We start from the raw sequence: 19,539 nt of genomic DNA on the forward strand, positions 1-19,539 counted from the left end.
TTCCTTTTCCACATCGTGCAGCCGGAAGAAGCGGCCTGAAGCCTCTTGATCCTGCGCTTGGCTGAGATTCACAATGGTCCCGGCCGTAGACACAGCGGCCTTATCCAAAATGCCCTTTCCGAAGTCTGCCAGAAACTCAAATGCGCCCTCGCCACTCACGAAATTCTCTCGGAAAGCGCTGTACGACGTTTTGTACATGAACGACTTCGGCACCAGCATCCCGATACGACCATGCGATTTCGACAGTCGCTCGTTCAGCTCGAAAAAGTTGATATAGTACTGCGTGCCGTACGCGTAGTGGTCTTCCACGTAGTCTTGCACAGCATCCGGCATTCGTCCGCCACGGCCGTACGGCGGATTCATGAGGGCCACGTCGTAATCTTGCGAGAGGATGACAAGTAGCCGCAAGAAGCTCCGCAGGTCCTTTGCCCGAAACGATGCGCCATTGGTGTGCTCGGCTACGGTCTCATGCAGTCGGCCAAGCAACTCAGGCAGCGTAATCGCATCGGCATCCCCAAAGATGTCCAGTTGCCCATCAACCTCATCCACCAGTTCGGCCAGCGTGCCTTTCACATCGAGCAGGCTCCCTAAGCCCTCCACCTGTTCGAACGCCGTGAGAATGCTGCCCAGTGCATCGCGCAACGCGTCATCCCCAGCCGCCACCTCATCGAACACCTGATGCGACCGGTCAAGGTCGGCTACGTGCGCGTCGGCACAAACAATGCCCACGGGCGGCATTTCGAAGTTGTCCGCCTCGTGCTCCTCAGCGCGACCTCGGGCTTTCAGGTACAGATTAAACGCCGCCAACTGGCACGCCCGCAGGTCGAGGTCCACGCCAAACAGGTTGTGCCGCAGGATCTTGGTGGGAACGTCCGCGCGGTCTACCTCCGGCGCCATTGCCCACCAGATGCGCTCCAGCACATCGAAGGCGTAGAGCAGAAAGTGCCCGCTGCCGCACGCCGGATCGAACACGCGGATCTCGCGGGGATGCTCGAAGTCGGTCGCCTCACCCTCCTCCTCGGTGGCCACGAGGTACGTACACAGCTCTTCGACGGACGCAGCCGCACTCGCGTCGCGGGTCTTCCGCTCCTCAGGTGTGAAGCGTGCGGCCTGGTTCTGGATCGTCTCTTGCAGCGTGCCTTCGTGCTCTAAAAACAGCTTTCCGAGGCTGTTGTCGGTCAGCATCCGCACGACCCAGTGTGGCGTATAGAACTGGTTGGCAACCGGCACGTCCTCCGGATCCAGACCCTTCCCCCGCGCCTTCTTGCGCACAGCGTCGAGGTCCGGCATGTTGTAATACTCGTACACCCAGCCCAGCACATCATCGGCCCGCCACACGGCATCGTCCACCTCATCGAGCAGCGCGCCGAGGTCCTGCAAGAGTTCCACGAGGCTTGCCTGCAGCGCGCCCGTCCACGCCAGCTCGTCGGGCGTGCCATCCCACGCGGCGAGGTCGCCGTAGAGCAGGCTGTACGGGCCTGTCAGGTCAAAGAGCAGCTCGATCTCCTCGCTCCGCTCCCGGCACGCCACCAGAAACGCCGTCCAGATCCCGGCCTCCCGCGGCAGAAAGTACTCGTCAATCATCACGTCCGCCGCCGGCGTCACGCCGTCCTCCCGGAAGCGCGTTGGGCTGCGGTCCACGAAGCCGCGCACCTCCATGCAGCGGAGCGCGGCGAGGCGGTTCACGAGCGTGTAGCCCACGCCCTTGATGTACAGGTCGCGCGCCTTCGCCCAGGACCGCCCGCCGGCCCGCTCGCGCTCGATGGCCGCCCGCACCCGCTCGCGCAAGTCCCACAGGTCCGGGTCCACCGCGTCCACGTCCCCGTCTTCCTTCGCCAGGTTGAGCTCGGCCTTGATCCAGTGGGCGACGGTCTCCTCTGCCCGTTTCCGAAGCCGGCCCACCACGCCTTCCAAGTGCCGGCGCTCGGCTTCATCGAGCTGCGCCTTCCGCATGCCAGTTGGTGCGTCTGTACTGCGATCCATGTCCATACAAGTGTTTAGAGAACGGTGATTAAGGCGTACGTGTAGGAGCCGCTTGCTCAATTGCGTAACGGGTACTCGTTCCTTCGGCGACCAACAACAGCCGCCCGTTGCAACGGGCCCTGCAAACGCTTGCGGGCGTGCTCAGCCGGCGAGGTTTTAAGCAGCGTTAGTCGCCCGCTTGAATGACGACAATGCGGCCCTGTGCTTCGCGGTCGAGGCGCTCGGTCAGTGCTTTCAGTCGTTCGTGCGTCTCATCGTCGTCGGGGGCCTCAAATGCGTTAAAGAAGTCGTCAAACGTAGACGCCGGTGTGTCCGTAGTTTTGGGAGTGTCGGCATCATGTTCTTCAACCGTTCCGCTCGGTTGGAAATTTTCTGCCCGTTCGGCGAGGTCTTTCAGCCGTGCAGGCGATGGCACCTCGGTGCCAGCCGTCGCGTCGTCAAGCCGCTGTAGGATGGGCGCCCAGGTGGTCTTGCTGCGCAGGTCACGCCGCGCCTCCACAAACCGTGTCCACAGCGCAGAAGCCTCGCCCAGCGTCAACATCCACGCGCGCTGGAACGCCTGCGCTTCGCGCTGCACGTCCGGATCCGAGAAGGGGTCGGCCGTCACCGACGACGGGTCCGCGCTGGCCGCCTGCAGCCGCTGCACGAGCGTCTTAACCGAGACGCGATCGAAGGATTGCTCGACGAACTGATGCACCTGCAGCACCTCGCCGATGTGCTGCTGTGCCCACTCAGCCAGCCCCTGCACGATCTCAGCTGCATCGTTGGGCGTTGTCGTGGCCCTGGTGACCTGGCGATGCACGGTGCGCAGCCGTTCGATGGCATCGCGGTCGGTGGGCGGCTCCAACCGAATCGTTAGGTGCTGCAGTTCCGTTTTCGTGCGCACCACGCGGCCCATCTCGGCCGGATCGCGGATCAGCGTGCCTTCGCGTCGGAGCTGCAGCGCCGGCTTGGTAGCCAAGACGAGCAGGAGCGCCCCCATCGCCTCTACGGGCGTTCCGCGGAAGGCCCCGCTGCGTGATGCAATCATGCCTATGACCTGCTCGCCCGTGAGCATTGTTCCGCTAGACACCTGTTGCGCCGCCTCCTCAAAGGCCCGGGGCCACGCGCCGGGATCGTCGCGCAGCGCTCGTTCGTCGAGGCTTACGCCGAGCACGTCGGCGTCTTGCGCCGCCAGCGGCCAGTTGGCTTCGCCGCGGAAAAAGGCAGCGAGTTTGGGCCCGTCGTCGATGGGCTGCAGCGGTTGCGAGAGCGTGCGCCGCTTCGGAAACTTCCGCTTCACGACCTCCTGCACGATGAACGCCTTCAGGCCGTTGGCGAAGGTCCCCCGCTTCTGTTTGCTCTCGGCATCGATCACACGGGCCCGGTCGAGCGCGTCGCGCAGTTGGTTGCGCAGCTCGCGCTCTTCGCGCACGTGATCCGACTGAAGCTCCGTAAAATGACGGGCCTCGTTGCGCAGCACGTCGCCCGTCGCCACATACCGCCGCAGGCGCTCCTCGAAGTTGGAAGGCAAGTTCACGACGACAAGCCCGTCTTCCAGCGTCGTGCTTCGCCCATTGGTCGCCTGCCAGGCATCCACCTCCTCATCGGCTGCGCCCGACGTCACGAACACGCGCAACGCTACCGTGTCCGCATGATCGGAGGCGTCGGGAATAGACTGCAGCACGGAGTAGTACACCGTCAGCGGCACGCCCCGCTCGTCCCGGATTTTGACCTCGCGGCGGTTGCCCTCGCTCGCCAAAAGCGGCGAATATTCCGTCATCCACGCCAGCAGCACCGATCGCAGGCGCGGGTACGACACGGTATCGGCCCGTCTTTCAATCTTTTCGGCCAGCGACACTTCCTCCTCGGTGAGCAGGCGGTACTGGGCAGGAGGTTCGCTCGTATCCTTGAAGACGTAGTTTTTGTCCTGTAGCACGCTGAGCGCGTCGCTGACGGCAGCATGAAGCTTCTCGGTGGGCGCCTCCACGTCTCGGAGAAGCAGGTGCGTGATGACGGGTGCAGTAGCTGGGACCGCCGCAATTCGGTTTAGTAGAAAGACGGTCTGTGCAACCTCCATTACAGGGCACTCGACGGCTTGAGCAACCGGTTTGAGCCGGCTCAGCAGCTCTTCTGCCCACATCGGAATGAGGTTGGTCTCAGTGCGCAGCACCTCAAAGATATCCGACCATGGGACGACAGCCCCCAGGTGCTGCGCATCGGCCCAGTGCTGCCGCACGAAGAGCGAACGCACGAGCACCAGGAGCGCGCGCCCTTGGATATGCTCGGTTGCCGCCACCCGATCGCGCGTCAGGAGCGACTGCATTGCTTCGCGAACGTAGTGCAGATCCCTCGGCCGAAAAGGATAGGCCGCTACGGCATCTGTTGCTGACGAGACGCTGCCATTCAGTGATTTGGGAGGCGCTGGCATGCTCTGCAAGGTCGCTCGGATCTGCGACTTGACGTCTCCTTTCTTCTGCAGCCAGCGCGCTTGTACAATGACCTCCGTATCGGCGCCTTCCAGCTTGACCTCCTGGCTGTACCACGCACTGGGGTTGGGCGTCCCCACAAAGTCGCTGTGAACCTCGTTTAGCCCCCACTGTCCCGTTCCCAACACGATGGGGTTAGGGTCCTCCAACAGAACCTGCATCGTGGCTCGCAGCTCATCGTATCGGCTGCGGTCGTCCCCAATGAACAACGCAATCTCGTCGAGCCCGATCAGCAGCTCCGTCGCCTGACCGCTACGCTCTGACAGGAGGTCTTGGACGGTCTTGATGCGGTCGCGCAGGGCTTTGGGGCGAAACGTCTCTTCTGCAATGTTTGCTTCAGCCTGCGCGACCCAATGCTCAACATCGCTTCGGGTGCAGGCCACACCAAAAGATTTCATAACGACAGGGACGGCCTGGTACAACCAGGTGCGAATGTCGCCACGTCGCATTTCGAGAATTTGCCCCTCATCATTAAGCAGCGTACCGTTCTGCCCCTCGTACTCCGCCAGCTGGGTCCAGACGCGCGCGCCAGGTGACTTTTCTTCAAGGCGAAGCAGAAACTCGATGAGCCACCGCGGGTCCGTTGGGTACCCTAGGCGACGCCCAATCGCCTCGTAGATAAGGATGGGGATTGGCGGCTCCTTCGACGCGTCACGATTCAGAAGATTGAGGAAGACCGGCACGAACCGATCAGCAGGCGCGCCGTCCATCGCAGCACGAAGCGTCCGAAAGCCCTCGAACCGCGTACTCAGTTCGCTCACGACAGCGTCCGGGATTTCAGCCTGCCCCGTCGCGTAGCCAATCAGCTTCAAGAGATGCGTCTTTCCAGACCCAAACGTCGCATGCAGATAGAGGAACCGAGGATCTGGAAGACGTGCATCACGCGCTACGATTTCGGAGAGACGTTCTAGAACGCGACGCGCGCTATCCGTCTCACAGAACTCCTCTACATCGCGCTTCGCTTCTTCGGTGGCATTAACTTTTTGCACTTCCTCCAGCGGGCGGGTCGGGTCGCGGAGAAAAAGTGATCGCAGGGAAGGAGCGTCAGACATGCGCTTCGTATCAAAACAATGAGTGGGGGAACGGGGCGGAGGCCGCTAAAGGATACAGTTATGCCTGCAGGTGGGCCGTTGTGATTCGCTCCTCAATGCGATGCGCCGGGTAGTAGTGCTGGGCGCGCTCCCCGAAGAAGCTCAGCTTTCCACCGATGACCTTGCCAGGAAATGGAATGCCGACGGTCGCCTGCACGCGCTGCCGATCCATTTCATCGAGCAGCTCGGAGGCGCGTGCAAATGGATACAAGGCGCCCAGGTGGAGCAGCAACACTATATGCTCTGACGCACGACACGCATCCTTGTAACGCTCGACGATGCATTGCACCATCTCTACAGCGAGATTGTCGCGAAGCGTGTCCGCCTCTTGTGCGGTACGTTCCTCGGGCGCGCGCTTGTCGTAACGCTTGTCGTAAAACGATGCAGGGATCTTGAGCAGGGTTTTGACAACTTCGGTTTGGGCCATCACCCGATCGAGATAGATTGTCGTCACTTCGGTTGGCGGCATATCGCTATGGGCCCATCGGGCAAGGTCTTGGGCAGCCCTCTGCTCGCAGACAGGCGCCACCGGCACGATGACAAACGGATTGCGGATGCCGCGCCTGGTGCCGGTGGCGAAGTCACCGAGCCGATCCTTAAACTTTTGCAAAGGCGTTTTTGTCATTCGCTCGTGCTAATGATGACTGCGTGCGTGCGCTCTTCCACAGCAAAGCTACGTTTATGGGCTAGCTTACGAAGTGGATCTGTCAGTTCCTTTCGATCTGCTGGCCACATCCCAATGCTATCGACATCCGAAGGCGTTGCGCCCGCGGTTACCGCGTCGAGGGTGCGCAGCGCATGCAGGCACGCTTCAGCTTCTTCCACCGAGGGCACGCTTGGCCCCATGCCCTCCTGCAAACGTCCTAAGGCGCGCCGGACCTTTGCCGTGTCTAGGCCATGTGCATCACGCATCATCGGTGCAAGGATTTCTTCTGTTCGGCGCATCGATTGCCGAAAGGCGCGCGGGCCATCGAGATACTGTCGCCGAAAGGTCTGCCCGATGTGGGCGAGGGCCGGGGCATTGGGGTTTACCAGCCAGGGATGATCGGCGGTATCGTCCATCAGTTGCTTTCTATGCTCTTCCTGCACCGTCTCGCGCCACCACGTTTTGAGTGTAGACAGCGCCTCGTTGTAACTAACAAGCGTATCGACGTATTCCGTCCATCCCTTCTTCGTCCACCACTGGATTGCAGCCGCCGCCTGTGCTTGCTCCTGCAGGTTGCTAAGGGCACGGTGCACAGGTTCGCCGATCGCATGTGCATACTGACACTGGAGGACTAAGAGGGCGTCGAGCTGAAGGATGTACGGCTCTCGGGTATCCCACTGGGCCGTGGCCTCCTTAATCTCCTGCTCTGCTTGTAGGGCATCAGAAACAATTTCCCCCCACTGTGGCTGCTGATGTCGCGTTTCGATACGCCATTCAGTCAGCGCTTTATACATCTCGTCGAGCCACTTCCCAAATTCTTCCAGCAGGTCGCAAACAGGATTCGTTGCTGCATTCTGAGCGACAATGCCAACCTGCTTACGCAGCGTATCGGTCTTTTGACGCTGCTCAACCAGAAAGTGCCGGAATTGAACGACCGCGTCGTTGGCCGTATCGTTGGGTCCAACAAACGGACCAAGCTGCTTCCGGAACGACTCGGCATGTCCGATTCGCAGTCGAATCTCGTGCCAGCGGTCGGGGTTGAGGAGTCGATCCGCGTTCAGCGGCTCTCCATCTTCACTGATGGACTGAAATGTGCCCTGTTGGCAAAGCCCCCAAAGAATAGCCACAAGGGCCGGCTCTACTCCGCTGTATGCCTCCTCTCTCTTGCGAAGTTCAGCCAGCGCCTGCGTTATGCTGACCGTCTCAATGCGCTTTAGCTTTCTTCCTATGATTCCTCGAACGGTCGTGACAATGTTGCCCCTGAGCTCATCCTGAGCATCACACACGACTTCCATCTTTTGCGCCCAACTTGGCAATTCCGCAGACTGGCGAACCCTCTTCAGTTCGCGTAGGCGCTCATGATCGACCCGGAGCATTTCTGGGTGAAACGATCTCGGATAAGACACTCGAACGTACTGTTCGACGCCTTGGGCAACCGTGCGCGGCTCGTGAGAACGAACCTTCAGTTCTCCGTTCTTGATGCGGGCCGCAATTCGTGAAGGCAATCGTTGACTCTCCTGCCGAAGCTGTTGCTCGATCGCTGGCGGTGCATAGTGCTCACGGCATGCGGCCGATAACGCCGCCCAGCGCTTCAGGTCGTTCCATAACGCAGTCCGGCCCTCGGCTCTTATCTTCCACAAGAACGCCTTTGCATGATCCGCCGATGAGCGTTCCTCATCTGAGATGAGCCCTTCGACATGAACCGTTACATTCAGCCCCTCTGCATCGGCAAACGCAACGTCAAGAGCATGACCATCAACATCAAATGTGTAGTTCACTGCATAGGTATCCTCACCGTCCATGTACGGGACCCGTGCAGGAAGATCGAGCTGCTTAAGGACTTGATGCCATAACGAGGTGTCTGTGCCTTCCGCAAACACATCCACCCGTGCAGACAACTCGCGCGCTACTTCCGCTTTTCCGAACTCAGCTTCTCGCTTTTCAGCCTCCTCAAGCACAACCTGCTCCTCCTGCGTGGTGAACCGGAGGTAGGAGTCATGCTCATCGTCGCTTCGGATGTATTTGCCAAGACGCGTGAGCGATTCTTCGACAGCATTCGTCCGGTTCATGAGCGTATCGCCATCGAGATTGTCCATCAATGCGACAGCAACGTTCTTCGTCTCATCTAACGGAATCATATCCGGGATGTACTGCAGCAGCAAGACTACTTTACATACCATCGCGTCGATGGGCTGCAAGTGGCCTTGTTTTACCTGCTTCTCAACCTCATCAATTGTCTTGACTTCTTGCTTGATCGTGTCCTCAAGCTCCGGCCGAATGACCTCAAAGAAATCGACCAGCGATATTACGCGCTTAAGGCCAGCGTCTTTTCCCCATTCCTGCTCTTCCGAAGATGCAGCCCAGCGCTCTAATAGCCCTTTTACGATGGCGAGCACGGCGCGTGCAGTTCCAGAGAAGATAGACTTGGCCCGATCGGTGTTCTGTGCACGCAGGCGAGCTAAAATTTCAAGGAAGAGCGGCGGCTGATAGGGCAGAAGTGGAAGGTAGTCACTGACCTCTTGGCTGTCCATGTGGTCGAGGCGAGGTTCGGTGTTTTGCTTTACGCCCCGGTAGACCAATGAATTTACGGGATCGAGCGCGGCCGTGCGCAACGCTTCGTCAAACACCTTCTTTCCCGCATCGCGCTTCCGAAGCAGGCGATTTTGGACGATATCGCCCACATGACTCGACGGAAGACTGTATTGATGCGGAAACCGATCGTCCAAGATGCTAAAATCTACTTCCCGGGCTGTATAATCCGTCTGAACGCGAGAAGGATCCTCTTGCGCAGTACCAACGGTTAAAATGCGCCCTGCCCCTTCATCATCAATGGCTTCAGCAAGTGCATTCAGTTCCGTTAGGAGTCCGTATTGGGTTCCAATGAAGAGTGTGATCTCATCCAAGAGCAAGAAAAGACGCACCGGGCGGCCCGTTTCTTGCGCTATAGCCTCACGTGCCTGTTCTAACTGCTTGGCAACAGCCTCCGCGTCCAGATTGCGATCGATAACGTCAGTGAGCCCCTCACGTACACCTGTTTCTTGCGCAAACAGTTCGGGCATCACGCCGTCTGCAAGCACCGGATAGCGTTTTACACGATCCCAGGTGCTAGTGACTCCAAGATCAACGTCCGCGCGCTTGAGTACTTGCGCAGCATCTTGCTCCAGCGTCTCACGGTTACGGCCGTTGCGCGACAGGTACCAACGCTCAAAAAAAGCAATCTTGAGGTGAGGCGAGTATCCTTGTTCTTCGTACAGGCGGCGCAGGATGACGCTTCCGAAGCCTCGATCCTCTCGCCCTTGCTCTTTGAGCAGATTAATAAGTAGTGGACGTAGCACATAATTATCTAAACACCGCATCCACCGTGATTTTAGCCTATCAAGGTGGTCAGCGTCCTCACTGAGAGCTGCCCAGACTCTTTCTCGCCCGACCTTACCAACCCAGGCAGAGTCTAGAAGGCATCCGGTGACTGCGAGCAGGTGACTTTTTCCACTTCCATAGTAGCCGTATAGCCAGTGGTTTGAGCCTTTTCGATCTCCCTGCGCCTCGCCCAACACCCTCGCGAGCATGTCGTCGAGATAGGATGCAGCAGATGCCGTGACGTAGAAACGCTTTAAGAGACCGATTTTGTCCTGCTCACTATCTCCCGCGGGTTCTCGGTCAACACGTATGGACTCCTCAAAGTCCTGCGAAAAGGGTTGAAACAGTGCTTCTGGTTCCACTACGTCAAACAATTGAGTTGGTTAGACAACGAGAATGGGACGGGGCTTCAGCACTTGCCCCACGCATCAAACGCTGAAGCGGCGTTATTTGACCTGGTTTTGGGTGCCAACAGGCGTTAACACAGCTTGACCACGCAGCTGTGACACGGACCACCGATCGCTGGCGCGCACACGATCGAGCAAAACGTTCTTGGCAGATTGGGGCTGAAACAGATACATCCATCCGATGGGGTGACTGGGCCATGCTCGGCCCTTTGTACGCCACGAATAGAGAGCCCCTAGGTGCAACGGTGGAAAGTCGATCGTAGGGGTGGTTCCTTTATCATCGTATGGCCTCTTGAGGACTCCGATGTCACGTAAAACGGATCGAAAGCCCTGTGCCCAACGATGGAGCGTCGAATCGGCATATTCAATTTCCGAGCCGTTGTCATATCGAAACGAAGATAGCACTTCCCGAACTATTTTGGGCGACACGTCCCATTCCGCTCGATCAACGCCCTGTCGACGAAGAAGCTCATGAAGAACAAACCGAAACAGGTTGTCTTCTTGAATGAGATAGAAGTAGAAAAGCTGTGCTTTAGCCTGCTCCGTTGGGCACTCATCGACCAGTTCTGCAAGACGTGTAACTGGGGGCAGTACTGACGCCCCAGCAAGCAGGCGGCGCTTGATGATCCTGAAGATTTTTTGCGCACTCGATCGCGAGCCCCGCTCGTGGACTCGGTTGTCGTGCCAATGCCTCTTTACTTCGCTCCAGTTACGATACCTGGCATAGAGCGCTGCAACCTCTGCGGTTCTCTTCGTAAGAAGCCCTGCTTCCGTCAGCGACACGGAAACGTCGTCTACAGCGGGCGCAGCGCTACGCAGAAGGGTGTTTTGCTCGTCAGAACCAGCCATCCGGGAGAGTGGCGATCAAAGTTGATATGAAACATTTCTGTTTACCTTCGAGCCGTTTTGTTGTTCGACGCAGATTGTGCACCGAGGAAACCAAAGCGCTACCGGTGGTGCATTTGATCTCAGGTGTATCCGTTCATTGAGTAGTGCTTCGTCACGGGATGTATGTCGGGTAGAGGCGCTTCAGCTTCACACGGGCATCGCCGGTGGCAAACTGCCAGTCCACTCCGTGCTGATTCGTCGTCTGTGTTGCAGTCCAGGCCGTGCTCTCGGCCTTGAGGGTCTGTAGGTTCGGCACCCGCTCGGAAAGCCCCTGCCGCACGAGAAGACTCAGTTCGATTTCGGCTATCCCCATAAATTTCTACGCGAGCCAACTGCCATGCCGGGGCGTGTTTACGATGTCGAGGCACCAGGTAATCGCGCGTGCCCGCTCAGGGGCAAAGACCTCGTAGAGCACCAAGAGCTTGTGCGGCGACAGGTTGTCCTGCACCAGCGTAATCCGCTCGGCCTCCGGATACACCGTCTCGGCGAGGTGGGTACGCCCAGGCAAGGCGGTCTTGCCTGGGCTCCAGAAGTACCTCGCGCCGCGCGCCCAGCGGTTCGCTCAGCAAGTAGAGCACACCCACTCCGGCCCGCTCCTTGCGGGCTTACTCCAGCAGAGGCCTCTAACTTGCCCACCACTGCGTCCTCTCCCTCGCCATGTCTCGCGCGAGACATAATCCCACCTTTCAGTGGCGCAGCTCCCTCAAAGTCGGCAGCCTAGCCGAACGCGTCGCTGACAGCAGACGGGCAATAATCGACCGAGAGTTGCGTCTGAATTGATGTTTTACACCCAAAGGCATCCTCGACGTCCTTAAGCCCCTTTTGAAAGGCGCTTTGAAGCGTGGTAAGGGTTTTTCGATAACGACTCGGCCGATCCGTTTTCTTCGGACGAACGGTAATTCCGTCGTGCTGCCAGAGGTAGAGCAGCATAGTGCTGTTGCCGAGCGCCTCTTTGCCAACAGGGAGCATGGCCATCATCTCGGCAGCCTGCATGTAATCGGAAAGCATCGAACTCACGTTCCTGGGCTCGTCCGCGTTTTGAGTCCGCAGGGGGATCCAGCGTCCGAATCCATCTCTGATGCCGCGGTCGCGTCTGATGGCGCGAAACAGCTCTTTCCGAGCTTTGAGCAACTCCTGAAAGGCAGGATGGGCAAGTATCCGATTGGTGACAGTTTCCACGTTCTCTACGCCAAAGTGCTTGCGCACATCGGTTCGTAAGCTTTTAAACCTTGCCTTTCCAGCCTTCGACCCCCTTGTTATTGTCAGCCTGCGAAGGTTCCTCTCCGACATTCCGAAAACCATTGAGTAGGTCATTGTCTTGCAGATCGCCTTGGTAGGCGCCCGATTGTTACCTAGATCAGCTTGCGGGAACGCCTGTTCAAGATAATCATGCAGCACGTCCCACCACGTCTGCTCAGAGGCGGTGCACGTTGACAAGATTCCTTGCAACGTAGGCAAATCCCATAAAGCTGCTGCAAGTGCAAGCTGTATCGAGTCGGCATCGATCTCCAAGCAATCCTCGAAAAGATGACGACGCCACGCTTTGGGCAATTGCGCAAGCGAGAGGCCGAACGGTGATAGGCGAAGGGTTCGGTCCGTTGCCTTATACAGGGGCACGGGATGCCGCTGGGTGTGCTCCAGTACTTGAACTACATGCTCCGGCACCCCTGAACACGCTTTATGGCCACTTTTTCTACTTTCCAGGCAATGGCGCCCTACCTTATTTACAGTTCGTTTAATCCGCTTCGTAAATCGATTTGGGCTCAGATCGTTAAGTTGACGCTTGAACGAGTGAATATCCTCAATGTCGTGCGTTCGCGCAGAATCGCTTTCTGACGCTTTTGCTTTCTTCTCTTGGCGCTTCTTTGCCAAGCCACTTTTGCCTAATCGCCGACCGGTTCGAGCATCGATCAGATCAGCGTCGTCCATTTTCAGAGCACGTATTTTCTCTTTATCGAAGGCTGTTTCGAGATCTGGAGCCAATTTGAGGTTCTTGATTAGCGTCTTATTTCGCTTAGGTGCAGCTGGTTCAATCTCCATGGGGATATGTTTCTCTATTTCCGCTAGACGCTCCTGGACTCTGGTTTTGTGGTGTTTTGCCAAGGTGAGATCACCAAGCACCAGGGCGGCTTCTTGCTCTCCAAAGCAAATGAATTCACCCTCGCCTCGGGGGTCAATCGCGGAATAAAGCCGCATACATATGATAGCTAAGCGTGAGAATTCGCTTGAGAAAATAGGACTTGGGAGATGATCCCTAAGCGCTGCCCACAGCTCAGGCGTAACGAGAGATTCAAACCTCAGAGGAGAGCTTCGTTTTGGCGGAGCCCCCGATATGCATCTTTCCCTTTTTACACTGCTTTCTCCCTTTCTTTTGTTACTTGCCGTGCAGGAGGACGCTAAATCTACAGAGGACTCGCTTGCATCTTCCTTCAGCCCAGTTGCCGCTTTTGGTATGGGCTTTCCTAATGGGATATCTTTTGTTCTGTGCTTTACCGGAATGCCCTTTGTGCTCTGGATAATTCTTCTCTCTGAGTCGCAGTAATCCATGTTACTATCCATATTATGCTAGAGGCTTTTTTCGGGGTGAGTGATTGGGATACCAATCGTGCTGGCCATCAGGCCCTTTGTCGCTGTCCTTTAGGTGCGGACTTGGGCGTAAGTGCCAAACGAATCGTATCCAAGACCTAACTTAGAGCGAGCAGCCCATAGCACCAAAAAAAGCCTTTCGTGTGGACCGAACGAGTGGACCGAACGAAGTGTGTGCTTAACAAGCACACGTCTAAAGCAGGTGGCGAGGGCGCACAACAGGCAGCATAAGGGGAAAACTGGAAATGCAAAAACGGAAGGTGCGCCGACAGCCCTCAAGGAGCGATTGGTCAATTAAATATGATGGCCCGATTTTACAGGGCTTTGTTGTTATTGTACTTACTTATACTATGTTCTTATTATAATACTGATACACTTACTAGTCTTTACTACTGTATTAGCATTATATATTATTAACAGAAAAAAAAGAAGATAGAAGAGCAGACAGCAAGATAGGATGGAACGGAAGCCCCCATTATGCACGCTGCTATTTCTTACAAGCCTTTTCTCTTATGGCTTATAATTCTGCCCTGAACTGACGCAGAAGGATACTTGCGGGGTATGGGGACTGCTTAGATTCAGTGACAAAGAGTTCCCACAGTGCGAAATGTCTCGCCGGCGAGACAAGGAGTCCCACTCGCGAGATTTGGAAACGGCATCCTGATATTGCAGGATTGGGAATACACCGATTGGTGACTAAACTATCTTAAACTGTCCCGCCAAGCACTCACGGGCTGAGCCCCCCAGCACCTAGGTTGCAAATCTGTCTCATTGCGAGACGCAGCGTTGCAAAAGATAGCGTCGCATCAAACGCCAAATATGACAGACGGTCCAACGGTCCCGGTGAACATCAGGAGTGTCTCTTGCGGTAGACGAATCCGTTTGTTTTATTACCTGCGCATCATCTGAATCCTCTTTTTAATTCGGATACCTGTAAGGCACCGGACTGCTCTCAAATCGCTTACCCCCTAATCCACGTGGACACCTGTCCGCGAAAAGGCTACTCAACATATGACGCTCGTTTCACTGAAGGAAGCCCTCTACATCATTCGCCAAAGCGAAGATCTGCACAAGGGGGTTGTCTCGATATCGGCAGAGTACATCAAAAGCCGTATCGCAACGTCGCAGCAGGAAGCGCTTCAGCAACTAGACATTCGGTTTCGCGACCAGCACAGCATCATAAATGCCGAGGTAAGCACCTCAGGAATGCGCTACCAATGGGCAAACAGTTTCGCTCTACGTGGCGCAGACCTAAACGGAGAGACCAAGTATCTCGCGTTCGAGCCATCTCCTAAAATGAGCGTGAAAGCTGCGAGCTTTGGTGCGAAGGCGCTGCGATGGACACCGCGGCTGCTTTCTGTTGGCCTGATTGCGCCTGGGGCGTCTCTCGCTATAAACTACATTGGGAAGTGCCTTATCGACAAACTAGCAGAACGCATTGTCGATGGTAAGGTGAAGGAGTACCTGGATGCCCAGGGGTTTTATCTCGATGGAGATCGCTGGACCTTGGCCTTTAACGAAGAGCTGTTCAACAACCACCCTGCATTCACGCCAGTGGAAATCCCCTGGATTGGCAGAGGTGCTTTGTTTGGCGATGTTATTATCGTACGGCGCCTCATGCTGGAAGACGATGAGATGAGAGTACAATTGGGAATTAATCCTCTCATTGCGCAGATGGCTCAGAAGCTTTACCCCAGTAGCATCGCAAGCGAGATCGGTGCGCTAGCGATTGCAGGCGGAGATGCTGTGCGCGACGAGCTGATCAGGTTGACGGAATTCAGTCCGAGAAGTATGCTGCCGGAGAACACGGCCCTTTCGAACAACCTTGCGCTGAATCCTCGGCAGTGGATAGACAAATGGGATGCCTCGCAAGACACAAAGGCGGAGAATGACGCGGACGAAACTAAGCCTGAGGCAGTCTCGCGTGAGACAGAAGAGCAATCAACCCAGTGGTTCGAAGACATACCCTTCGCCAAGACCTTCGGTAAAGAAGAGGCAACTGAAAACTTGGCGACCGAAGCGCTGGGAGAGAGCGAGGAACCGTCCCCTCCCAACCCGAGCAGCCCCTCTGAAGAAAGTAGCCCTTCGAAGAACGACCGGTCAAAAGATAACCAACCCGAAGAGAGCGCGGCTAAAAAGAAGTCGGCCGAAAAAGACACCTCCCAAAAGCTAACGCAAGGAAGTTGGATTGGGGGATTGAAGGGCAGTATGTCAAATTCATGGAAGGCAACCAAGGACACCCAAAACAATGATGGAGACAATGAGGCAGCGTTAAGTCAAAACCTTGAACAAACGGATTCGGATTCTTCACCACTCTCCTTGATGGGCAGCACAGGCGCAGATATCCGGCGCGCTGTAGAAGAAAAGAAAGACTTGATGACAAACGCGCTCAAAACAGCAAAGGGGGCTGCGAGTGTGCCAAGCTTTCGACTTGGTAATTTTCAAAAAGCACTCGAATCAGGTGACGAGGAAAAACTAGAAGCACAATACGATGCCAATCAACCTGAAGAGTTAATGGATGTTGAGTGGGCCGAGCACCTTGAAACAATGGATGTAGCCCCACCCAACGCACTGGTTGATGATTTTGGTCACTTCGAGTTGGTAGACTTTGCTCTAGACAACCTTCTTTGATAATCGTGGCTTTTGTCTAGCGCCGATATAAACAGCAGGCCACCTGCAAGGCTTGAAGAAGGGATCGATTCACACACACCGAAGCAGCTTCAAGAGCCCCTCGGGCCCACAGAAGCTCCCGTGGGCCCCTCAAGCGCTTTGCATGCGAAACCCACGGACAACCCTTCGCAAGATTTACAGAAGCGCCTGGAGCCTCTGAGCACCCTTCAGGAGGCTGGCTCGTTTTGGATAGCTCAGCTGCGCGCCGGAGGTCTTTTCACTATATGCTGTTTGCGAAGACACAGCGTCGGTTGCTAAGCGCCAGACCTCCTGCCAGCCTTAAGTAGGAGCCTTACGCTGCCGCGGCCGCCAACGCGAGGCTTGCAAAGCACGAAGTGCGCAAAATAGACTACGGGGTGAACGCGGCTTGCTCAGCCTTCTGCCAGGGGACTTGCATGCAGCGCCGGCCGAGAAGAACGCGCCTGAAGCCTTACGTAGTGCTTTGTCTGGCGAGGACGCTGATGAGATCGTCGATTGCGTACGTGGCGCGTTCCACGTGGTCTGAGGCGGTTAATACAAAGCCCTTTGCCTTGCGTCCGTGTCTCGCGCGAGACACAGCACAAAACATCAAAGGCAGGGAAGATCAAAAAGTAAAACGCTGAGGGGGGGCGAGGAGTAGCCTCTGTTGCCCATCACCATACCCAAGGTGGGGGCTGCCCTTCAGTAATCAAAAAAAGAGCAGGCTGGAGGCAGGGGCGGCTCAAAAATCAAATCGGAAATCGCGGTTAGATTTTATACACCTCTGTACCCTTACTCCTTAGGGTTACCTCTATACCTCTACTCTTATACTCTTATCCCTTTACCTCTATGCTTACCTCTATTCTATCCTTTGTTAGGTAAATTCCCCCAGCGCAGCAGTATTACAGTGGCGATTTTTCGGAATTAATTGCATTCGGAAGATGCCGCCTGCCTTTAATTCTGTTGAGCGCACTTTCTGCAAAGGAATTGTTAACAACTTGATGAAGAAACACCTAACAATTTTTGAGGGGGTTGATTTTTATCAGGCTAAGCATTATAAGCCATAGATTCCATCGTCATGCCACCCGCTGGCCGCCGCCTTGCCCGGTGCATCTTCAACCATCTCCCCACCGAAGTACATGCGCCGGGCCATGTTTGCGTAGTTGCTCACCTGCAAAAAGTCATCCGTGCCCGTCTTTTGAAACTGGATCGTACGAGTCTTGTCGTTTACCTCCCTGGTGACGCGCATGTAATCCTGGAGGTGCTGCTTCGCGCGCTCGTCAGACCACTCCGGAAAAACAAACCGCCGCGCCTTTAGGTCGCGAATAAACTCATTGATGCTGGGCGTTTTGGGGAGTGCGTACTTTTCGCCTTGCGGGTCGTACTTCGTGCGCACCGTGCCTGTTGAGCTCCCGTAGTAGTGAAATGTGATGACCCGGTTGGGGTAGACTTTCTTCAGGCGCTGATTCTCGTTGTAGCCCATGCCGTAGTCACAACCCAGCACGGTGACGTTATAGCGCTCAATGAGCTCCACGATGCGCCTGAGCCGCAAATCCGGGTCTGTCCCAATAGTCCCCGAGAACTGTTCAGCGTGTATGAGCTTCAGTTTTCCGTTGTAGTAGGCGAAGATTCCCATCTTGGTGTAGGACGAGGTGGACTCATCGCTGCTCATGGCCCAGTCTAAGCCGCCGAACACCAAATTGGACCTATGCTCCTTCGCTATGGCGATCTCCTCATTCTCGGTACGTGGGAGCCTGTAGGCGTCGCAACACGCGCGGATGTCCTTCTCAGTGATGGGTAGGTCCCCCGATTCGAAGGGCAGGCCCATAACCTCATTTACAAAACGGCGCTCGGAACACTCATCGAGCTTATCAAGGATGCTGTCGTTGTTGTCGGTCTTCCGGCGTGCCCAGCACTTTGCAGCACCTTGCCAAACCTTGCGGCGACGTCCGCCTGAAGCCGCCCATGTCCTCTTCAGATCCTTTCTTCAGCGTAAGGCCCCAGCCCGAATGGAGTAGCTACTGTCATGCCTGCAATTTCCGCGGCTTTCTGTGCACAATAGCAGTGCCAGCCTCACGCCTACAGGCACGCGATGGTGAAAGCATGTGAGACGTCGGCGGCTCTCGTTCGTCGACTCCTCTTGTTCATGGATATATCCCTCTTGCCTGGGTGCTGTGGCAACTGCTTACTTCCGTTTACCAGTCACACAGCCGCATGGACTCTCAAAATAAGAATCAGCACCAGATTGACGACGACCTGTTGCCCCCCGGTGTTTGGAAGCTCCTGCAAGCGCCCTTCAAAAGGGACGATGTCGTCTTTCGTGATATGCAAATTGACAGCAGCGTCGGCCGTGGCCTATGCCGACCGGTCATTGACGAGTTCGCACTCTTTGATCGGTTCAATACTGTTCTTGGACCAGAGAACTGGAGCCTCAGTTTTTCTCACGAGACTGAAAACATCTATCGTTGCAGACTGACCATCGGTACAGCCCATCGCGACGGAATGGCCCGTGCCATCGACCCCCTCGAAGCCTGCCTTTCTGCAGTCCGGAAAGCGATGTTGCTCTTCGGGATCGGCGTAGGGCTACACGGACCGCCCGATATTTATGTCGAGCGCGCTTCTGGAGGACAGATCCTGAATGCTGAGGATATCCTAAACGATCTTGCCAGCATCGGGGCGATTCGGTCAGAATCTACTGAGGACTAAGTCCTGCTTCGCGATGAAGGGAGGCTGCTCACAGCAGCTTCTCTTTTTTTGCTTGCGAGACAACCAATGTTGCAAAACAATTGATAGATTGGCAGGATCCATTATACATATAAAAAGCTTTACTTTGTTACCTTTATTTTTGTAATGAAAATTATTTTTTATTAAAACAAGGGTATGGGACAAATAGTGGGGGGTGCAAAGTTTTGCACCCCTTCCCCTTAGATTGCCCTCTCGCACCTATTACATTATATTGAGCTTACATTTTAATCTGTAGCCGATATACATTTCAAGTGCTTCACAATTTGCCACGAACGGGTACGATATAAGAGCGGATTGATGCCTATAATTGAAAAAATTGTATCTGTAAAACCAGCGCAATTGATATTTTACGTACTTGATCTGTCTCGCGATGGGACTTTTAGTGTGAGTTAAGAGCATTGTCCTCAATCGAGTGGAGCTTGAATGGGTGCTTCACTGACTTAAATTACGCTTTTCTTTCCGACTATGTTGCTAGTGTGAGATTCTATTTTCTCTTTACTGTCTGACTAAATAGCAGACTATGGAATGCCAAATTTATGTTGCTCATATATTTTTTGAGTGGCGTGCGTACACTTAGTTAATCTCATAAATATTTATTTTTGGGCCTGAGCTCAAGTATCCATAGACAAAATCAGATCTATTGGTGAAACATTTTGATTCTATTGCTCTTATATCGATTCAATAATCCGAAATTAAGCTGATAAAATACGATAACTCGGAACAATATTAAGGTCGTCTTT

General features: G+C 55.5%; 11 protein-coding genes. 2 read left to right on the top strand and 9 right to left on the bottom strand.

The genetic code is table 11. The annotated features are described in order from the left end of the window. From SALLO_RS0113965 to SALLO_RS0114000, 8 genes are all read right to left on the bottom strand, one after another. Positions 1–1,983 (bottom strand): Eco57I restriction-modification methylase domain-containing protein (locus tag SALLO_RS0113965; RefSeq protein WP_028567286.1); only part of this gene is annotated, 1,983 nt, incomplete at its 3' end. A gap of 166 nt (positions 1,984–2,149) precedes the next feature. Beyond that, positions 2,150–5,503, bottom strand: coding sequence for a hypothetical protein (locus SALLO_RS0113970; protein WP_157621530.1), 3,354 nt, complete (start codon positions 5,501–5,503; stop codon positions 2,150–2,152). A 58-nt stretch (positions 5,504–5,561) separates the two neighbouring features. Then, complete coding sequence (locus tag SALLO_RS0113975; RefSeq protein ID WP_022836923.1) at positions 5,562–6,167, bottom strand: BREX protein BrxB domain-containing protein; 606 nt, start codon at positions 6,165–6,167, stop codon at positions 5,562–5,564. Beyond that, positions 6,164–9,907: a hypothetical protein gene (locus tag SALLO_RS0113980; protein WP_040606398.1), complete on the bottom strand. Its 3,744-nt coding sequence runs from the start codon at positions 9,905–9,907 to the stop codon at positions 6,164–6,166. Before SALLO_RS0113980 ends, SALLO_RS0113975 begins: the two co-directional genes overlap by 4 nt. An 84-nt stretch (positions 9,908–9,991) precedes the next feature. Further along, the gene (locus tag SALLO_RS18325) at positions 9,992–10,801 is read right to left on the bottom strand and encodes a BrxA family protein (protein ID WP_084696349.1); all 810 of its coding nucleotides are present in this window, start codon (positions 10,799–10,801) and stop codon (positions 9,992–9,994) included. Positions 10,802–10,952: 151 nt separating this feature from the next. Next, a complete protein-coding gene (locus tag SALLO_RS18020) occupies positions 10,953–11,153 on the bottom strand; it encodes a hypothetical protein (RefSeq protein ID WP_028567287.1) in 201 nt (66 codons plus the stop codon). Between the two features lie 6 nt (positions 11,154–11,159). Beyond that, positions 11,160–11,348 (bottom strand): hypothetical protein, encoded by a 189-nt coding sequence (locus SALLO_RS18555; RefSeq protein WP_028567288.1) that lies wholly within the window; start codon positions 11,346–11,348, stop codon positions 11,160–11,162. A 209-nt stretch (positions 11,349–11,557) separates the two neighbouring features. Continuing rightward, on the bottom strand, positions 11,558–13,036 hold the full coding sequence (locus SALLO_RS0114000; RefSeq protein WP_022836926.1) for a hypothetical protein: 1,479 nt from the start codon (positions 13,034–13,036) through the stop codon (positions 11,558–11,560). 1,401 nt (positions 13,037–14,437) lie between these two features. Between SALLO_RS0114000 and SALLO_RS0114005 the strand changes: the two genes are divergently transcribed. Beyond that, entirely contained in the window at positions 14,438–16,057 is a 1,620-nt protein-coding gene (locus tag SALLO_RS0114005; protein ID WP_022836927.1) for a hypothetical protein, read from the top strand. A gap of 1,051 nt (positions 16,058–17,108) precedes the next feature. Here the strand turns inward: SALLO_RS0114005 and SALLO_RS0114010 are convergent. Then, entirely contained in the window at positions 17,109–17,882 is a 774-nt protein-coding gene (locus SALLO_RS0114010) for a hypothetical protein (protein ID WP_022836928.1), read from the bottom strand. A 386-nt stretch (positions 17,883–18,268) separates the two neighbouring features. Between SALLO_RS0114010 and SALLO_RS0114015 the strand changes: the two genes are divergently transcribed. Further along, positions 18,269–18,760, top strand: coding sequence for a hypothetical protein (locus SALLO_RS0114015; RefSeq protein ID WP_022836929.1), 492 nt, complete (start codon positions 18,269–18,271; stop codon positions 18,758–18,760). The last annotated feature ends 779 nt before the right edge of the window (positions 18,761–19,539 follow it).

It is taken from the genome of Salisaeta longa DSM 21114, assembly GCF_000419585.1.
Classification (GTDB): Bacteria; Bacteroidota; Rhodothermia; order Rhodothermales; family Salinibacteraceae; genus Salisaeta; species Salisaeta longa.

What these genes read in the sequence shown, in the direction of transcription:
- SALLO_RS0114010 (WP_022836928.1), bottom strand. Translation starts at nt 17,882, where the DNA reads ATGGGCCTGCCCTTCGAATCGGGGGACCTACCCATCACTGAGAAGGAC.
- SALLO_RS0113970 (WP_157621530.1), bottom strand. Translation starts at nt 5,503, where the DNA reads ATGTCTGACGCTCCTTCCCTGCGATCACTTTTTCTCCGCGACCCGACC.
- SALLO_RS18020 (WP_028567287.1), bottom strand. Translation starts at nt 11,153, where the DNA reads ATGGGGATAGCCGAAATCGAACTGAGTCTTCTCGTGCGGCAGGGGCTT.
- SALLO_RS0113975 (WP_022836923.1), bottom strand. Translation starts at nt 6,167, where the DNA reads ATGACAAAAACGCCTTTGCAAAAGTTTAAGGATCGGCTCGGTGACTTC.
- SALLO_RS0114000 (WP_022836926.1), bottom strand. Translation starts at nt 13,036, where the DNA reads ATGCGGCTTTATTCCGCGATTGACCCCCGAGGCGAGGGTGAATTCATT.
- SALLO_RS18325 (WP_084696349.1), bottom strand. Translation starts at nt 10,801, where the DNA reads ATGGCTGGTTCTGACGAGCAAAACACCCTTCTGCGTAGCGCTGCGCCC.
- SALLO_RS0114005 (WP_022836927.1), top strand. Translation starts at nt 14,438, where the DNA reads ATGACGCTCGTTTCACTGAAGGAAGCCCTCTACATCATTCGCCAAAGC.
- SALLO_RS0114015 (WP_022836929.1), top strand. Translation starts at nt 18,269, where the DNA reads ATGGACTCTCAAAATAAGAATCAGCACCAGATTGACGACGACCTGTTG.